At 45.3% G+C, this 19,358-nt stretch carries 11 protein-coding genes and 1 pseudogene; 6 read left to right on the top strand and 6 right to left on the bottom strand.

What is annotated here, in order from left to right; translation table 11 throughout:
• Nucleotides 1–28: 28 nt before the first annotated feature.
• Both NDI42_RS13630 and NDI42_RS13625 read left to right on the top strand, forming a co-directional pair.
• Entirely contained in the window at nt 29–253 is a 225-nt protein-coding gene (locus NDI42_RS13630; RefSeq protein WP_190458722.1) for an AbrB/MazE/SpoVT family DNA-binding domain-containing protein, read from the top strand.
• A gap of 108 nt (nt 254–361) precedes the next feature.
• Nucleotides 362–685 carry a hypothetical protein gene (locus tag NDI42_RS13625; RefSeq protein WP_190458720.1) on the top strand — a complete coding sequence of 108 codons (324 nt, stop codon included), beginning with the start codon at nt 362–364 and terminating at the stop codon, nt 683–685.
• A 78-nt stretch (nt 686–763) separates the two neighbouring features.
• Here NDI42_RS13625 and NDI42_RS13620 read toward each other — a convergent pair.
• A pseudogene (locus tag NDI42_RS13620) lies at nt 764–1,440 on the bottom strand (Uma2 family endonuclease).
• A gap of 313 nt (nt 1,441–1,753) precedes the next feature.
• Between NDI42_RS13620 and NDI42_RS13615 the strand changes: the two are divergent.
• The 3 genes from NDI42_RS13615 (at nt 1,754) to NDI42_RS13605 (ending at nt 11,546) form a co-directional block, all read left to right on the top strand.
• Nucleotides 1,754–7,459 (top strand): alpha-2-macroglobulin family protein, encoded by a 5,706-nt coding sequence (locus NDI42_RS13615; protein WP_190458814.1) that lies wholly within the window; start codon nt 1,754–1,756, stop codon nt 7,457–7,459.
• A gap of 157 nt (nt 7,460–7,616) precedes the next feature.
• The gene (locus NDI42_RS13610) at nt 7,617–8,300 is read left to right on the top strand and encodes a hypothetical protein (protein WP_190458718.1); all 684 of its coding nucleotides are present in this window, start codon (nt 7,617–7,619) and stop codon (nt 8,298–8,300) included.
• 303 nt (nt 8,301–8,603) lie between these two features.
• On the top strand, nt 8,604–11,546 hold the full coding sequence (locus NDI42_RS13605; protein ID WP_190458717.1) for an EAL domain-containing protein: 2,943 nt from the start codon (nt 8,604–8,606) through the stop codon (nt 11,544–11,546).
• Nucleotides 11,547–11,698: 152 nt separating this feature from the next.
• Here NDI42_RS13605 and NDI42_RS13600 read toward each other — a convergent pair whose 3' ends face one another.
• The 4 genes from NDI42_RS13600 to NDI42_RS13585 form a co-directional block, all read right to left on the bottom strand.
• Nucleotides 11,699–12,871: a patatin-like phospholipase family protein gene (locus NDI42_RS13600; protein WP_190458715.1), complete on the bottom strand. Its 1,173-nt coding sequence runs from the start codon at nt 12,869–12,871 to the stop codon at nt 11,699–11,701.
• A gap of 79 nt (nt 12,872–12,950) precedes the next feature.
• On the bottom strand, nt 12,951–13,316 hold the full coding sequence (gene folB / locus NDI42_RS13595; RefSeq protein WP_190458711.1) for a dihydroneopterin aldolase: 366 nt from the start codon (nt 13,314–13,316) through the stop codon (nt 12,951–12,953).
• A 35-nt stretch (nt 13,317–13,351) separates the two neighbouring features.
• On the bottom strand, nt 13,352–14,287 hold the full coding sequence (locus tag NDI42_RS13590) for a bestrophin family protein (protein ID WP_190458709.1): 936 nt from the start codon (nt 14,285–14,287) through the stop codon (nt 13,352–13,354).
• Between the two features lie 185 nt (nt 14,288–14,472).
• Nucleotides 14,473–15,780, bottom strand: coding sequence for a glutamate-5-semialdehyde dehydrogenase (locus NDI42_RS13585; protein WP_190458707.1), 1,308 nt, complete (start codon nt 15,778–15,780; stop codon nt 14,473–14,475).
• Between the two features lie 354 nt (nt 15,781–16,134).
• On the opposite strand from NDI42_RS13585, the gene NDI42_RS13580 reads away from it, so the two are divergent.
• Nucleotides 16,135–17,145, top strand: coding sequence for a diacylglycerol/lipid kinase family protein (locus NDI42_RS13580; protein WP_190458705.1), 1,011 nt, complete (start codon nt 16,135–16,137; stop codon nt 17,143–17,145).
• 101 nt (nt 17,146–17,246) lie between these two features.
• Here the strand turns inward: NDI42_RS13580 and NDI42_RS13575 are convergent, their stop codons facing one another.
• Complete coding sequence (locus NDI42_RS13575) at nt 17,247–18,824, bottom strand: metallophosphoesterase (RefSeq protein WP_190458703.1); 1,578 nt, start codon at nt 18,822–18,824, stop codon at nt 17,247–17,249.
• Nucleotides 18,825–19,358: the final 534 nt, after the last annotated feature.

Here is a 19,358-nt window from a genome sequence, read left to right as displayed (position 1 = left end):
AACTACTATCTAATCAAAAGGTGATAGTATGCACGTCATCCAGATTCGACGGATTGGCAATTCTTTGGGAGCAACGTTACCTAAAGAAGTATTGCAGAAACTGAATGTCAACGAGGGAGATGCTATCTTTCTGACAGAAACGGCAGATGGTTTTCAAATAACTGCTTACGATCCTGATTTTGAAGCCGCGATGCAGGCTTTTGCCGAAACCCGCAAAAACTACCGTAATGCCCTTCGTGAATTAGCTAAATAGGATGGAACCGCGATGGATGTCAGAAACAGCACCAATCTCGATCTATGCAGCGTTACTTGAAACTGCTAGTTGGTATTTGGCATATAGTGTAAGTATGGAGTGAATACTATGGCAACACATAACACTTGGGAAAGACTGGGAAATGCTGTAGAATACTTGGCTTCAACGCAAGACAAACTACAAGAAAGACTGATCCGAGCTTTTTGGGCATATTTATCGGCGCTTCAAGTCAAAGATTTTCCGGAAGAATTGAAAGAAAAATTCAGTAAAATACGTGAAGAAATGCTAAAAGAGGCACCTTTTGGAGCAGAACGTAATATTGAGTCAACGATCAAAGTAATGACTGATGAAAAAGCGGAAGAAATAGCTAAAAATATTTTCAATTTATATGACAAAATTACCCGGAATTACTGTACTCCTGACGAATATTAAATTAACAATACAAGGAAGTAGCTCATCAATCTACAGTCATTCATAATACTAAAGTAGGCACTGCTAACCTTACCAAACTTAAAAATTATCGGGGTCTATTCCCTTTTGTCGTAACTTGGCAATTAGCGATTCAAGCTGTTGTTGTGCTTGTTCAGCTTGCTCTTCAGGAGTGAGAAACCGATTTCCCTCAGAGTCGTACCAGTACAACCATTCCCGCGTCCATCTCTCACAAGTGCCTCGTCCCCGCCCAATTCCCAAACCAATTTCAGGCATCCATACAGGCTCACCGGGGCAACGCACATAGTTCCCATTAACCAGGCCATAGACTTCAAAAGGTTCATGTTAGTCACGCCTTGAATATTCAGGATTATAAATTAGGTAATACAACACACCTAACTGAGAATATTTTGTCTGTTTCTCGTCGTATTCTACGCCGTAAGTTTGAGAAACGACTTCTAATGCAAAAATTAAGACAACATAATTTTCTTCCCACAAAACACAGCTTAAAAATCCCCTAGCCTTTTTACGCCGTTCTACGTTCAAGCGGAGAAAATCATCAGGAACGAGAGGAGTTTGACGAACTCTATCTGTCATGTAGTAGATGCCCACGTTTACCCCAAAAAACCAGTCCATGCGCTATTGCCAGAGCAAAGCTAGAATTGCTCTTAGCAAGTTGGAACTAGGTTTTGCAGTCCATCATCCACAGGGGTATCGTCAGAATCAGGTAGTTCTGTTGAGGATGGTAGATAAGGCAATGAGTTGTACTGCTTTCCCTAGACTTTGTTGCCTGGAGCTTAGCCGAGCGTGAGTAGTGCTAGCTCAGCATAAAGTAAAGATTTTAAGCGTAATGATTCAGCTACCCGGAAGGCTGAGTAGTTGAGATGTAGACCTCTTGTTAGTGAGTCATGTAGGAGTAACTCTTGTGGTTTACCCTCCGATGAATTACCTGCAATGAGGGGAAAATTTATGCCAGTTTCAATTCCTGATACAGATTCGCTGTCTTCCCCTTTTGCAGAGGATAGTACAGATAAATCCTTACAACAGATAGGCACAATCGTGAGAATTTGGATGCGGTTTCTGGTTGTCGTAGCACTCGTATTAGCTATCGCTGGATGCGGCGTGATTAATCTCTCTGGAAATGACCTACTTCCAGCCGTTCCATCTTTACCCACTCCGCAATTACCAGATTGGATTGAGCAAATTAGTCCGACTGGGGAAGCTGAACCTCTAAGCCAAATCTTGATCCGGTTTAAAGAGGCTGTAATTCCAGTGGAGAGTCTTGATAGTCCAAATCAGCAGGAAAAACTGCAAAAGTTTGAAATTATACCGCCTTTGCCGGGGCAATTTCGATTTTTGACACCGCGAATGGTGGGATTTCAGGCAGATAAAGCACTGCCAAAATCAACGCGAGTTAGAGTCACCCTCAAGGCAGGTTTAGCGGATCTAAAAAATCATCGTCTGGATAAAGATTTGGCTTGGACTTTCAATACTGAAACGATTAAACTAACTAATTTACCTAACACTAATAGTGAAAATCCCGATGAGCAAGCTATTGATTTAAAGCCAACCCTGAAATTTAACTCAAATGTGGAATTGGATATTGCTTCAATACAAGAACATTCGCAGCTAATTCCAGAAGGTAAGAATAAGGGCGTGCGGCTCAAAGTTGACTTGGAAAAAGATGCAACTCCAGCGGATAATGAGCAGCCGCAGGATAAATTTGACCCTTCAAATCGCACCTGGACGTATACTTTAGTACCGCAACAAACTCTCTTAAAGGCAACTCGTTACCGCTTACAGTTTTCTCCCGGTTTGCGTCCGGCGCGTGGTAATTTGCTTACTGCAATGCCAATTGTCAGTAAAGTAGCAACCTACTCGCCGCTGAAATTTGAAAAAATCCAATATTACGGACAGTCGGATGCAGGCGGAACCTACGGGCGGTTTGTGAAAGGTAGCCCACAACTGCAATTTAATAACGGCATTGTTGCAGATTCAGCTATAGAGAACATTACCATAAATCCTGCACCAAAACAAGCTCCTAAACTGATTCAAGCGGCGGATGGGGATAATTTGGTTAGCCTCAATCCTTGGGCTTTGGAACCTGCTACAAATTATACAATTACCATTGGTGCCATCAAAGATAAGTTTGGGCAAACTTTGGATAAACCAGTGGCCCTGAAATATGAAACAGGCGATGTAGCTGGGGATATTTGGGTGCCTTCCAGCTTGAATATTTTTCCCGCAGGTAAAGATTTACAACTGAATATTTCTACAACAAATTTGCCGGAATCGAAGTATAAAGCAGCTTATCGAGTAGTTCAACCAACAGATTTAGTTTATAGCGATTCTGCTTATCCGAGAGGAGAGGGAAACGATTTATTGCCTAATCCCAATTCTTGGCAAAGCTTCAAGGTATCGGGTAAGAAAAATCAGTCTATTGATGTTACTGTTCCTTTGCGAGAAAAATTGGGTAACGCTACGGGAATGTTAGCTTATGGCGTTCAGGCGCGAACTAATCGCTACTTAGAAAATAATAAGCAGCAATGGCGCGAATCGACGAATTATGGAATGGTGCAATTAACTAATTTGGGTGTATTTACACAGTGGTTTCCAGAGTCAGGTTTCGTCAGAGTGCATCATCTTTCTGATGGTTCTCCTGTAGTAGCTGCACGCCTTGAGATTTATGAATCAAAGTTGGAAGCAAAATCTCGTCCTCAACCTACGCCTTGTGCAACTGGCGAAACTGATCAAAATGGTACGCTGTTGTTAAATCGTCAGAATTTGCAGCAGTGCTTGGGTGGAAATACTGGCTTTGAGAAAGAACCGAAATTGTTAGTAATTGCTCGTGAAAATCAAGATTGGGCATTTACCCGGACAGAGGAATATAGCGGTGCTTATGGCTATGGTATTGATTCTGGCTGGGATGATGGTAAGCCACAATCGCGGGGGGTAATTTTCTCAGATAGACAGCTTTATAAACCTGGGGAAAAGGCGGCATTTACTGGTTTTGCTTACTATTTAGAAAATGGCAGTATCAAGCAGGACAAAAATGCTAGTTATAAAGTAACGGTATTAAATCCAGATGGTCAAAAGACAGATTTAGGCACTCAAAGCACAAATGAATTTGGCACGTTTTCCCTGGAATTGCCCTTGCGAAATAATCAGCCTCTCGGCTATTATTCCATTCAAGCTAAAGGTAAAAATAGTAGGGAAATTTCTGGCGACTTTCGGGTTGCTGAATTCAAACCACCCAATTTTAAGGTTGAGTTAAATTTAGACAAAGAATTTGCTATAGGTGAGCAACAAGTTGAAGCGAAAGCTGCTAGTAATTATCTGTTTGGTTCGCCTGTGGAAGGAGGGAAAGCTCAATATTATGTCACTAGGTCGCAAGCTGATTTTAAACCGAAAGGGTGGGAGCAATTCTCTTTCGGGCGACAGTGGTTTTGGCCGGAGGAAAGTCCTACTGTCGCCAGCGATGTGCTGCAATCAAATCAGGTGTTAGATGGTGGCGGGAAGAGTAGTCAAATTGTCAAAATTGCTAAGGATTTGCCTTACCCGATGATTTATCGGGTGGATGTGCAAGTTGCGGATGTTTCTAATCTGTCTGTCTCTGATTCTAAAACGTTTACGGTATTGCCGAGCGCTCGCTTAATCGGACTTTCCAGCAATTTCGTTGCTGATGCTCTTCAACCTTTCCCCGTCCAGGTTATCGTCACCGATGCTACCGGAAAAGCGATCGCAGGTCAACGGGTGCGCGTCCAACTGCAACAAATAAAGTACAGCAGTGTCACGCGAGTAGTGGAAGGCAGCAATACTGCTAAAAATCAGGTTGAATATAAGACGGTAGGAGAAGTAGAGGTAAAATCGGGAAATAGTCCTCAATCTGTCTCGCTGACTCCGACAGAATCCGGTTCTTATCGGATTCGCGCCAACTTTGCTGATTCTAAAGACGAAGTAACCGCCACAGATTTACAGATTTGGGCAACTGGCGACAACGCGGTAAACTGGGGAGAAAGAGAAAGCGATCGCGTAGAAGTAAAACTCGACAAAGACACCTACAAACCCGGTGAAATTGCTACAGCTTTAATCCAGTCTCCCTATCCGGAAGCAGAATTATACTTTGCAGTTGTCCGCGACAAACCTCTTTATAAAACAATTACCAAAGTTAAAGGTGGTGCGCCGCAAATTAAATTCCAAGTGACACCAGAAATGCTGCCAAATGCAGCAGTAGAGGCTGTCTTGGTTCGACAAGGCGCTAATATAAACCAGGTGGATTTGGGAAATCTGAAAAACTTGATGCGAATTGGTTTTGCACCTTTCAAAACCAACTTGGACGACAAGTATTTAAAAATTGTCGAGACGGTGAATGCACCATCTTTACAACCCGGTGCAGAACAAACAGTACAACTAGAATTGAAGGATGCTACCGGAAACCCAGTAAAAGGACAATTTACTGTAATGGCGGTGAATGAGGCGGTGTTGCAATTGAGTGGATACCATCCGCCGGATTTGGTAAAAACTGTTTATGCAGAGCAGTCTATTTCTACTCGCTTCAGCGATAATCGTCAGAATGTAGTAGTCCAACCCAATCAATTAGCTAAACCCAAAGGCTGGGGTTATGGCGGGGGACAATCAGCAGGCGCAGCAAGTACGCGCATCCGCAAGGATTTCCAAGCTTTAGCTTACTACAATAGCGTCGTCACAGATGAAAGTGGACGAGCTAGCGTGACTTTTAAGTTACCAGATGACTTGACGACTTGGCGGGTCATGGCTGTTGCTACTGATGGAAATTTGCGCTTTGGGAACGCTGAGACGACGTTTATCACAACTAAACCGTTGCTGTCTAATCCTATATTGCCGCAGTTTGCGCGTCCAGGCGATCGCTTGGAAGTTGGTTTATCTGTCACTAACAACACCCAACAAACAGGAAATTTGGCGATTAACGGTGTTGTCGGCGGTTCCTTACAGTTTGCAGACAATCATCGCGGGATACAAACCAAAGCAGAATCTGGAACTCGCGCCTATCGCTTTCCTATAGTTGCAGGTAGTGCAGGCGAATCTCAGGTGAAGTTTACCACGCAGTTGAACGGTATATCTGATGCTTTTGAAGTGCCTTTGCAGGTGAAGCCGTTAGAAATTACTGAACAGGTTGTAGAGTCGGGAACGATCCCCCCTAACCCCCCTTCAAAAAGGGGGGGAGAGGTGAAGATTCCTGTGAATGTTGATAAAAATGTTGTTCCTGATGCGGGAGGTTTGGAGATTTCCCTAGCTAGTACGCTGATACCGGAAATTACCGCACCAGCGAAACAAGTTTTGCAGGATGAACAATTACCTTTCTTGGAACCTGCGGCGAGTCAGTTAGCGATCGCATCCAGCTTACAATCTCTTTCTGAAAAATATGGGAATTTCAAACAATTTAACCCCAGCCAGCAAGCAGCTACAGCTATTTTAAAGTTGCAAAAACTCCAGCAGGCTGATGGTGGTTTTGCTGCTTTCCCCGGACAAGAGAAATCAGATCCTTTTGTGACTCCCTACGCCGCACAAGCTTTGGCTAAAGCCTCTCAAGCAGGATTGACAGTAGATTCTCGAATGATGTCTCGGCTGAAATCCTACTTAAAGAAAATCCTAGCAGCTCCCGGTCAAAATGATTTGTGTTCTCAAGAATGCAAAAATCAGTTGCGACTAAAAGCCCTGATAGCATTATCAGAACTGGGAGAAAAACGCAATGACTTTTTAGCAGATATCTATGCACAACGCAGTCAATTTGATTTAGTTACTCAGATTAAACTGGCGCGTTACTTATCTGGGTTTCCAGAGTGGCAAGAAGAATCGCAAACTCTATGGAATCAATTGCAGGAGAATATCTATCAAACAGGTCGTACAGCTACAATAAATCTTCCCCAAGGCTTATCGTGGCTAAGTTCGCCAACAACTGCACAAGCTGAAGCTTTACGTCTTGCTATTTCTCAAAAGAGTAAGCTTGAAACTTTGGATCGCCTAGTGCAAAGTCTTCTGGGACTGCGGCGCGATGGCACTTGGCCGAATACTTATGATAACGCCCAAGCATTGACAGCTTTGGTGGAATACACTCAACTCCAGCCAACACCGCCTAATTTTGCCGCCACTGTGAAACTAGCTTCGCAAAATTTAGGTTCAGCTCAGTTTAAAGGTTACACCAACCCCAGCCAGGATATTAAAGTGCCAATGGCACAGTTACCGCGATCGCGCCACGACCTGATTCTGCAAAAATCTGGTCAGGGTACGCTACACTACCTTGTTGCTTATCGCTATCGCCTACAGGGAAATCAGCCGGGGAGATTCAATGGTTTGCGAGTGGTGCGGGAAATTCGTCGGGTTAGCCAAGAAAAAATCTTGCAAAAACAAGGTCTTTATGCTGAGGATGAGCCGTTGACTGTGGAAGCGGGACAGGTGTTTGATATTGGTTTGGAGATTATCGCCGATCGTCCTGTGGATCGGGTTGTGATTACCGATCATCTCCCGGCGGGGTTTGAGGCGGTGGATGCCAGTTTCCAGACTAGCGGTGTCAACGTGCGATCACAGTCCGATAACTTTGGCTTCAAGACAATTTATAGCGATCGCATTGTCGCTTATAGCGATCGCCTTGAACCTGGAGTTTACAGCCTGCACTACCTCGTCCGTTCCGTCACCCCAGGCACGTTCCTCTGGCCCGGTGCAGAAGTTCATCTGCAATATGCTCCCGAAGAGTTTGGACGCACTGCTTCTTCTACATTGAAGGTGTCCCAACCGAAGTAACAACGCAAAAGCAACGTGTAGAGACGTTGCTTTTGCCTATTTTTGCCTTTTGCCTTTTGGTTTGGTTGCGATCGCCCATAGCCGTGCAAATATTATGATTATTTGCCACAACGGCAATTATTGCGATATCAAGACCTAAGTATATTCAATAAGCAACATGGCTGGAAAACCCGTAAATAGTAGTGCAGGTGGTTGTCTGGTTGTCCTTTTGCCTATTGCCTTTGGAATTGCCTTTCTGTTTGTAGCATGGCCTGTGCTGTTAGCACTGCTGTTGCTGGGAATTATTTTGAGGCTTTGGCAAAACTATCAATGGCAAAAGTGGAGTCAGCAAGTAAATCCTTTTTTTCATCAGCTGATCCAAGAAACCCAAGGGCGCGTTACCGCACTTGACTTGGCAATGAAAGCAAATCTGCCTGCATCAGCAGCGCAACGGTACTTAGAGACAAAATCTCAGGAATTCGGCGCTCGCGCCCTTGACTATCAAGACCAAGGCACAGTTTATTACTTTGTTACCGCTAGCACTCTAGGCACCATATTTGACGATAGCGAAGAGTACAGTCTAGATGATGATAGCGATGATGATGCCTCAGAAGACGAAACAACCTCACTAGATGAGCAGCCAAGCACGCGCTTACAAGACAAACAAGCGACTGAAAAACCAACAAGCTCTAAAGGTATCATCCAATCCGAACTGGCAAGGCGGCTTGATGTTCATTCCAGCACTGTTTACAAACGCAGAAGTGAGCCATACTTTTCAGATTGGAGCAAGAGCCGAGATCCAGAAGGAATTGCCTGGAAATACTCCTCCAAAAGTAGGCTGTTTTTTCCCATAGAATCGTAGCCGAAAGAAAATAAATCAGCCACAAGGAAGAAGGTAAAAATGCTTAGTTTTGCCTTCTTCACTTCCAGAAACAGCCTAGATATTATTTTGCCTGCAAAATATGATAATAATAATAACTTTGATATTTTGCCTTGCCTTCACACGAGCAATCGTAGCTTCATACAAACAACATATCAATCCTGTAAAAGATTGAGAATAGTTAAGAAATAACAAGAATATTAAAAATTAATAAAAATAGTAAAATATTAGTTATAAAACGGTTTTGCAGCCTATATATACCCATGCTTAAATGAGTATTTATAAATGATAAAACCACAACTAGCTAGTAATCAAAAAGTTAAACTAGAGACAAATCCCCAACCTCGTATCATTGATGCCAATATGAGCCTAGTGCCGCGCCAGTTCAGCCCAAAACAGGCAGAGGCACTGCAAAGTTTAGCACGTCAGATCGTTGCCCAACAAGAATTACGCCGCGATTTGGCCCGTTTGACCTATGCCCCGCCACACCAAGAAGTAGAAAAATTAGGACGTTTCTTCACGCTTTCTGAGGAGCGCCTGCGCCTACTAGAGTCAGTGGTGGTCAACGCTAATGATGGGATTGTAATTACCAAAGCCGAACCGATGGAGGAGCCGCTTGGCCCTAAGATTGTCTATGTCAATGAAGCCTTTACCAGGATGACAGGTTATAGCCTGGAAGAGGTTGTTGGCAGGACTCCCCGGTTTTTGCAAGGGCCAAAGACCGAGCGATCGCAACTAGACAAAATACGTCAGGCTATTTCGCGCTGGGAGTCAGTCAGAGCCGAGTTAATCAATTACCACAAAGACGGTTCGCAATTTTGGGTAGAGCTGAATATCGTGCCACTGGCAGATAGTAGCGGTTGGTTCACCCATATGCTGGCGGTGCAACGCGATATCACTGAACGCAAAGCCGCTGAAGAAGAACTAAGATCCCATGCGTGTGCCTCAGCAGTGATAGCGCAACTCGGTCAACGGGCGCTTTCTGGCACGAGTCTTGACAAGCTGATGGATGAAGCCATCACCATTGTTGCCCAAACCTTGGAAGTGAAGTATTGCATGGTTTTGGAACTGATGGCGGGAGGTAATGCTTTCTTTCTCAGAGCGGGTGTCGGTTGGCAGGAAGGGTTTGTCGGGTCTGCAAAAGTAGGCGCTCACGACCGTTCCCAGGCAGGATATACGCTGCTGACAGGGAAGCCAGTCATTGTCGAAGACCTCCGCATCGAAACGCGCTTTTCTGGAACACCATTGCTGCACAACCACCGGGTCATCAGCGGCATGAGTGTGATTATTCATGGTCAAGGCGAACCTTTTGGGGTGTTGAGCGTTCACACGACGACTCACCGAAAGTTTACTGAAGATGACGTACATTTCTTGCAAGCTGTTGCGAATGTTTTGGCGGCAGCTCAGGAGCGCCAGCAAGCAGAAGAGGCGCTGCGGGAAAGTGAGGAGCGCTATGCGCTGGCGGTTCGTGGCAGCAATGAGGGACTGTGGGACTGGAACCTGAAAACAGAAACAGTCTATTTTTCACCCCGCTGGAAATCCATGTTGGGTTGCCAAGAAGACGAAATTAGCGACAGTCCCCAAGAGTGGTTTAACCGGGTGCATCCGGAAGACTTTTATCGAGTCAAAGCAACACTGGACGCGCATCTGGAAGGGCTGACTCAGCACTTCGAGAAAGAGTATCGGATGTTGCATAAAGATGGAAACTACCGCTGGATGCTCTGTCGGGGGCTAGCTATTCGAGATGCCGATGGGAAAGGGTATCGGATGGCTGGATCGCAGACTGATATTACAGACCGGAAGGTGGCTGAGGAACAGTTGATTTATGATGCGTTTCACGATCCGCTGACTGGTTTGCCAAATCGAGCATTGTTTATGGATCGGCTGGGACAAGCGATCGCGCGATCTAGAAGACAGCCAGAGTATCAGTTTGCAGTTTTATTTCTGGATCTGGATCGGTTTAAAGTGGTCAATGACAGCCTGGGTCATGTTACAGGCGATTCTCTGCTAATTGCGATCGCAAATCGTCTGCAAATTTGCCTGCGGGAAGGCGATACGGTGGCGCGGCTTGGGGGCGATGAATTTGTCCTCTTGTTGGAGGATGTTTGCGATCTCAGCTTTCCGATTGCGATCGCCCAACGCATCCAAGAGGAACTGCGGACACCTTTTAATCTCGATAGGCATGAGGTAGTTGTTACCGCCAGCATTGGCATTACTCTGAGTGGCGGCCAGATGAGCGATGGCTCATCCGGCATCCAGAATGTATGTCCCTATCCCGGAGACATTCTGCGCGACGCTGATATCGCCTTGTATCGCGCCAAAGCTCTCGGCAAAGCCCGCTACGAGGTGTTTACCACCGCCATGCACGCCCATGCTGTGGCTCGCTTGCATTTAGAAAATGACCTCAGACGCGCCCTTCCAGAAAATTCTGAATTCTCAATTAATACTCCATTAACTCAAAATTCAAAAAACCAAGCTCAGAAATCAAAACTCTTGCTGCACTACCAGCCAATTGTCTCCTTAGCCACTGGCAAACTTGCTGGCTTTGAGGCATTGGTGCGGTTGTCTCACCCGATGCGCGGCTTAGTTTCTCCAATTGAATTTATCCCCGTCGCTGAAGAAACTGGTTTAATTGTGCCTATGGGAATCTGGATTTTGCGGGAAGCTTGTCGTCAGATGCACCTCTGGCAACTAGAATTTCCTGACTTAGCGCCGTTAACCATGAGCGTCAATTTATCCGGCAAACAGTTTTCCCAACCCGATTTAACTGAACAAATTAAGCAAATTCTTGAGGAAACCGAGTTACCAGCCCATTGTCTGAAACTGGAGATTACTGAAACTGTGGTGATGGAAAATGCCGCCGCTGCTACCGCGATGCTTCAGCAACTAAGTAACTCTGGAATTCGGTTAAGTATTGATGATTTTGGCACAGGATATTCTTCTTTAAGCTACCTGCACCGTTTCCCCCTCAATACTCTAAAAATTGACCGTTCCTTTGTTAAGGGTATGCGGGGAGAAGGGGAAGATTCCGAAATTGTAAAAACAATTCTTACCCTGGCTCACAATCTGGGACTGGATGCGATCGCAGAAGGGATAGAAACGGCGGATCAGCTGGAGAAATTGCGATCGCTAAACTGCGAATTCGGGCAAGGATACTTTTTCTCTAAGCCACTTGATAGCAATGCGGCTGGTTTATTCATTGCCTCAAATTTGGATAATAATTATTAAGTTGATACAGCGGCTTGCAGTCTGATGAAGTACAGGCTATGTGGAGAGATACCCGACTTCTTGGAGTTGTCGGATATCTGTGTAGCTCACTCACAAGGGAAAGCCCTGTGTTTCTCATTCCCAGCCTCTGACTAGGAACGAGAAATATCAACTCAATATTTCAATAAATTCATTAACGCTTCTTGCACTGGTCGTTGACTGATGTAAACCCTTGCAGCTTCAACCAGATTTGCAATATTCACCGGACTAGCATCATCTATATCGTCACTCAAGCGTTTTCCGGTCAATTTGCTATCTAATCTAAATTGCAAACGCAAGTAACGATTATCCTGAATAATCTGCTTAGCGATGTAATTATTAATGTCAGATGAGGCATCAAAAATTACATCAAGAATTGGTAACGCCCATTGTGTTGCACCCCATTGTTGAGCAGATTCTAGGGGAATTTCACGGGTAAGACTTCCTGTACCCACTGAGAGGACAGAAAGATCATTGGGTTCATAGCCAAGTCGCAATGCTTCAGCGATCGCGCAAGCTGTCGGATTATTTGCGCCTACACCGCCGTCAATAACTGAATATACCTTTGCCACTCGGTATATAGAAGTATTGTCAGGCACCACTGCCCAAGGTTCATCCACTATCGCCTGATGAATTGCCCCTCTGTACCCGATGATAGTACGAGTTTGACCCCTTCCCGTACCACCGATGATCTCAATGAGCATTTGATTGTAATCACCATTGTCGTCCGCTGCCTCTGGACTCAGCGTTATAGTGTTTATCTCTCCACCTTGAGCTTTGCCTTCTTCTTTCCGATCCAATTTGTGTGCAGGAAAAAAGGTAGGCGCAGATGCAGAACAAACACACGCTTCCCACACAGGAAGATCGCCAAAAATTTTGCGCCAGCTTTTAAAAATCAGCGGTTCCCGGCCAATTGTATCGTAGGCAGTAACCAGCAGATTTGTTGAAGTGATATCTGACAGTTTTGTGTATTTGAATTCTTCTTTGAGAACGGAAATTAAACCGTTATCTGAATACTTAGGAGCAGAAATTCCATACTGAAGAACTAATCCCGCCCGTTGCGGCGACCAAATGCTTCTATAAGGGAAAATTCTAGAACCTTTTCTTTGGTATAGTTCCACCATCTGGGAAGGTTGAAGACCTGTGGCAATCCCCGCCGCCAAAACTGCTCCCGTGGAGGTTCCAGCAATTAAGTTAAAATACTGATTTAAAGGTTGGCCGATCATTTTTTCGATTGTTGCCAGCATCGTTGCAGCAATTACGCCTCGAATACCGCCACCGTCAAAGCTTAAAATCCGAAAAGTCACGTTTTTTGTCCCTATGTATAATTTTATTGTCGGTCAGGTTGCTAATAGCTAATAATCATCAACAATAAACCATTAGCTATTAGACTTCTTGCTTCGTTCTTGTCACTTCAAGGGTGATTTTGCCGCCAAAGTCTGGAATTGGTGCGGCGGGTTTGCTGAGTCTAATTTGAACTTGTGTCACTTGCTCTAATTCTAAGATGTTCGATGCGATCGCGCTGATTAATCGTTCCACCAAGGCAAATTTAGACGTTTTCACCAGATTCTTTACTGTTGAAATCACTGTGCGATAATCCAGAGTGTCTTCTATAGCATCGCTTTTTCCCGCTGGTGCCAAATCCAGCCATAAAGTCACGTCCACTTCAAACCATTGTCCCAGTACCTGTTCCTCTGGTAAATAGCCTGTGTAGCCGTAGCAGCGAATCCCTGTTATCTGAATGTTATCCATTGCAATTTTGAGTTTAATTTTTCAGAAGCCAAAATTTATGCTATATCCTGTACAGATACATTTGCACTTAAGACTTCTGCCTCCTGAGGTTTATCTATAATTAAATCCTCAATATTCTGAATCATTGAGCTACAAATCTCATCTAATGGCAAATCATTAGTATCATGTCCGAAAGGATTCTCTATCTCATTGCCGATTTGTTCGATTCCAAACAAAACAAAGCTTAGTAAAATAACGATTATACCTGTCCACCATCCCGATTTTGCAACTAATTGAAAAGGTAACAAAAAGCAATATATTAGCAATAATCGCTTGAGGTAGATAGAATAAGCTAAAGGAATTGGCGTTTTTACAATGCGTTCGCAGCCAGTTAAAGCTTCTACCATTTTATCTAGCAATTCGTTCATAGCAATCAACTGATTGCTACTTAATAAATTTCGGTTATACTGCTGTTGTAGGTAATCGCCAATCCAAAGAGCAACTTCTAATGGGGGATTTTTCACACTTTTGAGCTTGAGCGATTGGGATGGGGTAATTATATCTTCCAACTCGCTTATCGGTTCTTGGCGCAACTGTAATTTAGTAGCGATCGCAAAAGCACCCAATAGGCGCAGCGTTGAATCTTTGTTGTCTTTATCTATCAGTTCTGTAGTAGCGATCGCTACCCGAATCTGACGCGCTAAGTTGCGGACATTCACAACTAAAATACCCCATGATTTCCTACCTTCCCAGAACCTATCGTAAGCCGTGTTTGTCCGAAAAACTAATAATAAACCTAATACCAAGTTGTAGACAACATTAGTAACTAAGCTAGCCAAACTATTCTCTGATACTGGTAACCCCCAATAATAGAATAGAGAGATTAAAAAGCCAAATCCTCCGCACAACAAAACACGAGGAAAAATGATGGGAGCCACTGACCCCCGCAATTGTAAAGCCATTGCAAACCAGTTTAATTCGTCATTAATCATTAATTATTAGCCCTTAGCCATTCTTTCGCTCCCCGGCTAGAACCAGGGAATACACTCGTAAAGGCTCTCCCTCTGGTTCCGAAATTGTCCTAGTTTAATCGCAAGCTTATAACGTAGGGCTATACGAATTTCTTAGTAGAAAGTCGGCTGATTGGCATTCCCAGGCTCCGCTTGGGAACGAGAGATTACAAATCGCGATGGATAAAAGGTTTGGCATCTGCACCGCTGTAGGAGGCGGCAATATGCCCATCACCTACAATTTGATATTTGTATGTCACCAATCCTTCTAAACCCACTGGCCCACGAGGCGGCATTTTTTGAGTGCTAATTCCCACTTCTGCGCCAAATCCGTAGCGGAAGCCATCAGAAAAGCGAGTGGAACAGTTGTGGAAGACACCAGCAGCATCAACTTGAGCAAGAAATGTTGCAGCAGCTTCGGAACTTTCGGTCACAATAGCATCTGTATGCTTTGAGCCATAAGTATTGATGTGGTTAATCGCGTCCTCCAGGGAATGCACAACTTTAATAGAGAGAATTAAATCGCTGTATTCTGTCACCCAGTCTGCTTCTGTAGCAGCTGCAATGTCTAGAATTTGGCAGGTTTTCTCATCTCCCCGCAATTCCACATTTTTTTCTTGCAAAGATTTAGCAACTTTCGGCAAAAATTCGGAAGCGATCGCGTTATGCACCAGCAGAGTTTCTAAAGCATTGCAAGCGGCTGGATAGTGGGTTTTGGCATCTACGGTAATGGCTACAGCTTTCTCAATATCAGCAGCTTCATCCACATATACATGACAAATTCCTTCTGCATGACCCAAGACCGGAATCCGAGTGTTATTCTGCACAAATCGGACAAATGAGTTAGAACCTCTAGGAATAATTAAATCCACATACTGATCTAACTTCAGCAATTCCAGCGTTTCTTCTCTGGTAGTTAGCAACTGCACAACATCTGGATTAATACCAGTTTGGGTTAATCCTTGACGAATTGCTTTTACTAAAGCTTCGCAAGAACGCACTGCTTCCTGTCCGCCTTTGAGAATGACACCATTGCCGGATTTAATCGCCAGAGTAGAAATTTGCATTACCGCATCCGGACGTGCTTCAAAAATCACTCCTAGAACACCTAGAGGACAAGTTATGCGCTTGAGAATTAAACCTGTATCTAGTTCCCGATGAATTTGGACTGCGCCGACAGGATCGCTCAAGCGTCCCACATCTCGCACACCCGCGATCGCGCCCTGCAATTTTGTCTCATCCAACTTTAACCGAGCATAAAGCGGTTTAGGAATTCCCTCCGCCTCCGCCGCCTTGCAATCAGCCGCGTTAGCCGCCAAAATTTCAGATGTTGCGGCTTCAAGCGCGATCGCGATCGCCACGATTGCTTGATTTTTAGCATCAGTTGAGAGAACCGCCAGCTGACGTGCGGCTTCGCGGGTGAGTCGAGCAATGTCGTCAATTATGGATGAAGAAGCAATCTGGGAAGCAGTCATAGTATTGAATCGAGTACCGCCGTGCAAGCCAAAGTCTAGTCAAAAATCTCTGTATGCCTTTACTTACATCTTGCCTGACGGCACCTTTAGATGTTGATAATTGCAGAGATATAAAAGTTTAATTTTACTACAGGGTGAATTGTGGCCACTGCCACAGTACAAAATAATTGTGCAAAATCAATCTTATTGAAAGTTTGGCTTTCTTAAGTCAATCGCGCTTTAGTCTAGCAACTTTGGTATTCTACCCAAAACCGCTAGTTGTGTGTGCTAAGGTGAACCTAAAACTAGCAGCTCTACGAGTCTAATAGTTCCCCACTCTGCAACAACCTTTACATGAAGCGCGCTCGCCTGATCATGAACCCGATTTCGGGCGATACTCAGCCCAACCCGATGAAGCTGCCCGAAATCATCGCGGGGATGGAAGCCCAAGATATTCGAGCTGACCTCGCATTTACTACTGCTTCAGAGTCACCTTCCTTGATTGCACAACGAGCAGTAGAAGAAGGCTACGACATGGTTGTTGTCGGTGGTGGCGATGGAACTGTAAGCGAAGTTGCCAAAGGCTTAATCCACGCACCAATTCCGCTCGGCATTATCCCCATAGGCACCTATAACAATATCGCCCGCAGCCTCAACCTGCCAACCGATGTCGCTGAAGCTTGCGCTGTGTTGGCGCACGGTGAAATTAAAAGCATTGATGTAGGTCAAGCCAACAATGAAAATTACTTCTTTGAGGCGGCTGGTGTGGGACTGGATGCAGCCCTGTTTCCATTAGGTGAAGAAATCAAAGGTGGGCGTTGGGGTCGGATGCTCCAAGCTGCTCAACTGGCAATTGGCTATAAACCGCAACGGCTAAATATCCAGTTTGACCGTCCAATATCTGAGGCTATCCTTCAACCTGCCTCTCGGCGGCGATTTTTGCTGCGGCGACTAGGGCGCAACCGAAGTAAGTTTCGGATAGAAGCTTTGCTGGTAGCGATCGCCAACGGCCCTTATTACGGTACTGGTTTTACTGTAGCTCCAGATGCCATTATGGATGATGGTCTGCTGACGGTGAGCGTCTTCCGCGACTTTAGTAAATGGGAACTGATTCGTCACTTCTGGTCGATTAGCAAGGGACAATATCGTCGGAGTTCTAAAATCGAAACTTACCAAGTTGCAGAGGTAAGACTAACATCAAAGGCGAAGTTACCAGTCCACATCGACGGTCATCCGTTGGGAGAATTGCCCGTCACCCTCAAAAGCATCAAGCACGCGCTTAAAGTTATTGTGCCAGCAGCAGATACGCCTAGCTACAAGCGAAAAGACGACCCAAATCCTCCGGTAGCCTTGCCAGTAGCCGCTACTGATGGGTTGGAAACTTAATCAACCAAGTGTGTCAGATGCGGGTAACACAGAGGAGGTGGGGAGAAGTCAGAATGTACTACACCCAATTGCAAACCGCTATCTGAGATCAAAGCCAAAAGTTAAATTGCAAACGGTTCAAGTTCGCTATTGTTCCACTGTTTTCTAAATTGCTCAGCGATAAACGGTCGAATTTTGAACTTAGGCGGGCGACCGTCTTGGACATCGATCCGCAAAAACGAGTACGGTCGTCGCTTGTAGAAACCTTGACCATTGCGCCCCACAAAAAGCAATGATTTCGCTACCAAGCGGGTGCGATCGCTCTGACTATTCCGAAAAGTTTCTGTCAATTCCGGCCCTTCGGAGCGTTGGCGGCGGAGACTGTAACCACTGCCACCACACACGATCCAGTTCAGGTTGGAATCTGCGTGTCCAGTATCGCCAGTACGGATATATTCCAAGCAGTGAGCATGGCCACTGAGAATTAGATCGACCAACGGACGCCCCGCCGCCTGCTTGCCTACAGCATTAGCCACCGCATCCAGCACCTGGCGGAGTCGGTTGCGAATCGCTAAAGTTTGTGCTTGGTGCCACTTTGTCGCTTCCGTGACATAGGGAGGATGGTGAAAATAAATCACACGTCCGCGCACCTGGGCTGTATTCCAAGATTCAATTAGCTTTTGTCGAAGCCAGTTTAGTTGTTCCAGGTCGATGACAGTTGTTTCGTCGGCTGCTAGTTGTTTCTCAATGTCGAGCAGAAGCTCGTCGATTTGCTCTAACTTGGTACGATTGTCATCAAGCTGTTCCGCATCGTCAGGTTGGTTAGAGTCAAGTTCAGATGAAGTTTCAATAATTTGCCGCTTTTGCCGCTCTAGGTCATCCCGACGCTTTTCCAGTTCCCGGCGGTAAGCGTCCCCCTCTTTTGTGGCTGGAAGCGGTGATGGCGCGTTAAAAGTATTTGAGTCAAGTGCAAAGAAATCAATCCCACCGCTACGGAAGGTGTAATAGCGGTTAGGTAGGCGGGTAAAACGTCCCGGTTGATAACGAAGACAACGACCTGTTTCGGTTTTGGCGGTGTAATGACTGTCTAGATGATGTTCCAATTCTCCCTTGGGGTCAAACGCCTTCAGGTAGTCAAGAAACGCCCGTGCATAGGCATTGCCTTGTCCCGAACCATGCCAGCCAATGTCGAAGCCGCCATCTAACTTCGACTTTAACAGGCGGCGCAGTGGCAGAGCCGCGTGTGCTATCAGACCGTAGATAATCGGCACGTCATAGTAATCGTGGTTCCCTAGTACAGGAAGAAACGGCGTATTGAAGACCATTTGGTCATAAGTAATGCGCTCTGGTTGTTCGCCCCCCACCAAAAATTCTCGGTAGGGAGAAATGAAGTTTTTCAGGTAGTATTCGCTGGAGCCAACCAGATAGATCACGTCCCCCGTGTGCAAGACGAAACGACTCTCTTCGCGGTGGGGCAGCATTAGTTCTGCAACTTGCCGTTGAGGGTTTTCTCCCCGATAGGCACCAGAACCGCTATCACCCACCACTAAAAATGAAAACTCTGGACTCTCACAGGCATCATCTAAAACCATCCGGGTTTGATCGATTCCCCGCTCCACAAGACTCGGTTCCAGCCACCGCACCCGCTCCTTCATTTTGCGGATTTTGAGTGATATCGGTGGGTCGGACACGAATCTCATAGTTTATTACTCCCGGCTTTCTCTGTTCGTTGGCTAACTTCCATGCTTGCTGATTTTACCTGTCTGCATCGCAGAAGACATCTAGGCTTTGATATATAGCGGTTCTCCGTTGAGTGGGGCCACTTATTTTTGCCAAGCTGCACTAGCCTGAGCGCTACAGGACAACGATTAGCCTCACTGAAGGACATTGGCAGATTGAAAATCGACTCCATTGGGTTAAAATCGAGAACAATCTTTAAGGGCGTAGCACTCGTCAAAAATCGAATCAAGCTGCTATGGATAATAATTACATGCTCAAGATTTTGGCTGCTTGTTTAACCCAAATTGATGAAAACTCTCAACCCGCTTGTCAATAGCATTTGAGATGCGCTTGCCCTGTGTAATAGATTAAGCAAAATTTTTAGGGGTAGTGGTAAATATGTAGCCCACATTCCGCCCTTTGACTGTCACAAGTGGATAATTTAGTGGAGCGCAATCGAGGCAAACGCAAGGCAAGTGGAGTTAGAGATAGCCTTGCCAGCTTTTTTGCCGACA

The sequence above is a fragment of the Funiculus sociatus GB2-C1 genome, from assembly GCF_039962115.1.
Classification (GTDB): domain Bacteria; phylum Cyanobacteriota; class Cyanobacteriia; order Cyanobacteriales; family FACHB-T130; genus Funiculus; species Funiculus sociatus.
The sequence above is the reverse complement of the archived record's forward strand: the minus strand, read 5'-3'. Positions and strand labels throughout refer to the sequence as shown.

Coding starts and splice junctions, on each gene's coding strand:
- NDI42_RS13630 (WP_190458722.1), top strand. CDS start 29: ATGCACGTCATCCAGATTCGACGGATTGGCAATTCTTTGGGAGCAACG.
- NDI42_RS13625 (WP_190458720.1), top strand. CDS start 362: ATGGCAACACATAACACTTGGGAAAGACTGGGAAATGCTGTAGAATAC.
- NDI42_RS13615 (WP_190458814.1), top strand. CDS start 1,754: ATGCGGTTTCTGGTTGTCGTAGCACTCGTATTAGCTATCGCTGGATGC.
- NDI42_RS13610 (WP_190458718.1), top strand. CDS start 7,617: ATGGCTGGAAAACCCGTAAATAGTAGTGCAGGTGGTTGTCTGGTTGTC.
- NDI42_RS13605 (WP_190458717.1), top strand. CDS start 8,604: ATGATAAAACCACAACTAGCTAGTAATCAAAAAGTTAAACTAGAGACA.
- folB (WP_190458711.1), bottom strand. CDS start 13,316: ATGGATAACATTCAGATAACAGGGATTCGCTGCTACGGCTACACAGGC.
- NDI42_RS13590 (WP_190458709.1), bottom strand. CDS start 14,287: ATGATTAATGACGAATTAAACTGGTTTGCAATGGCTTTACAATTGCGG.
- NDI42_RS13585 (WP_190458707.1), bottom strand. CDS start 15,780: ATGACTGCTTCCCAGATTGCTTCTTCATCCATAATTGACGACATTGCT.
- NDI42_RS13580 (WP_190458705.1), top strand. CDS start 16,135: ATGAACCCGATTTCGGGCGATACTCAGCCCAACCCGATGAAGCTGCCC.
- NDI42_RS13575 (WP_190458703.1), bottom strand. CDS start 18,824: ATGAGATTCGTGTCCGACCCACCGATATCACTCAAAATCCGCAAAATG.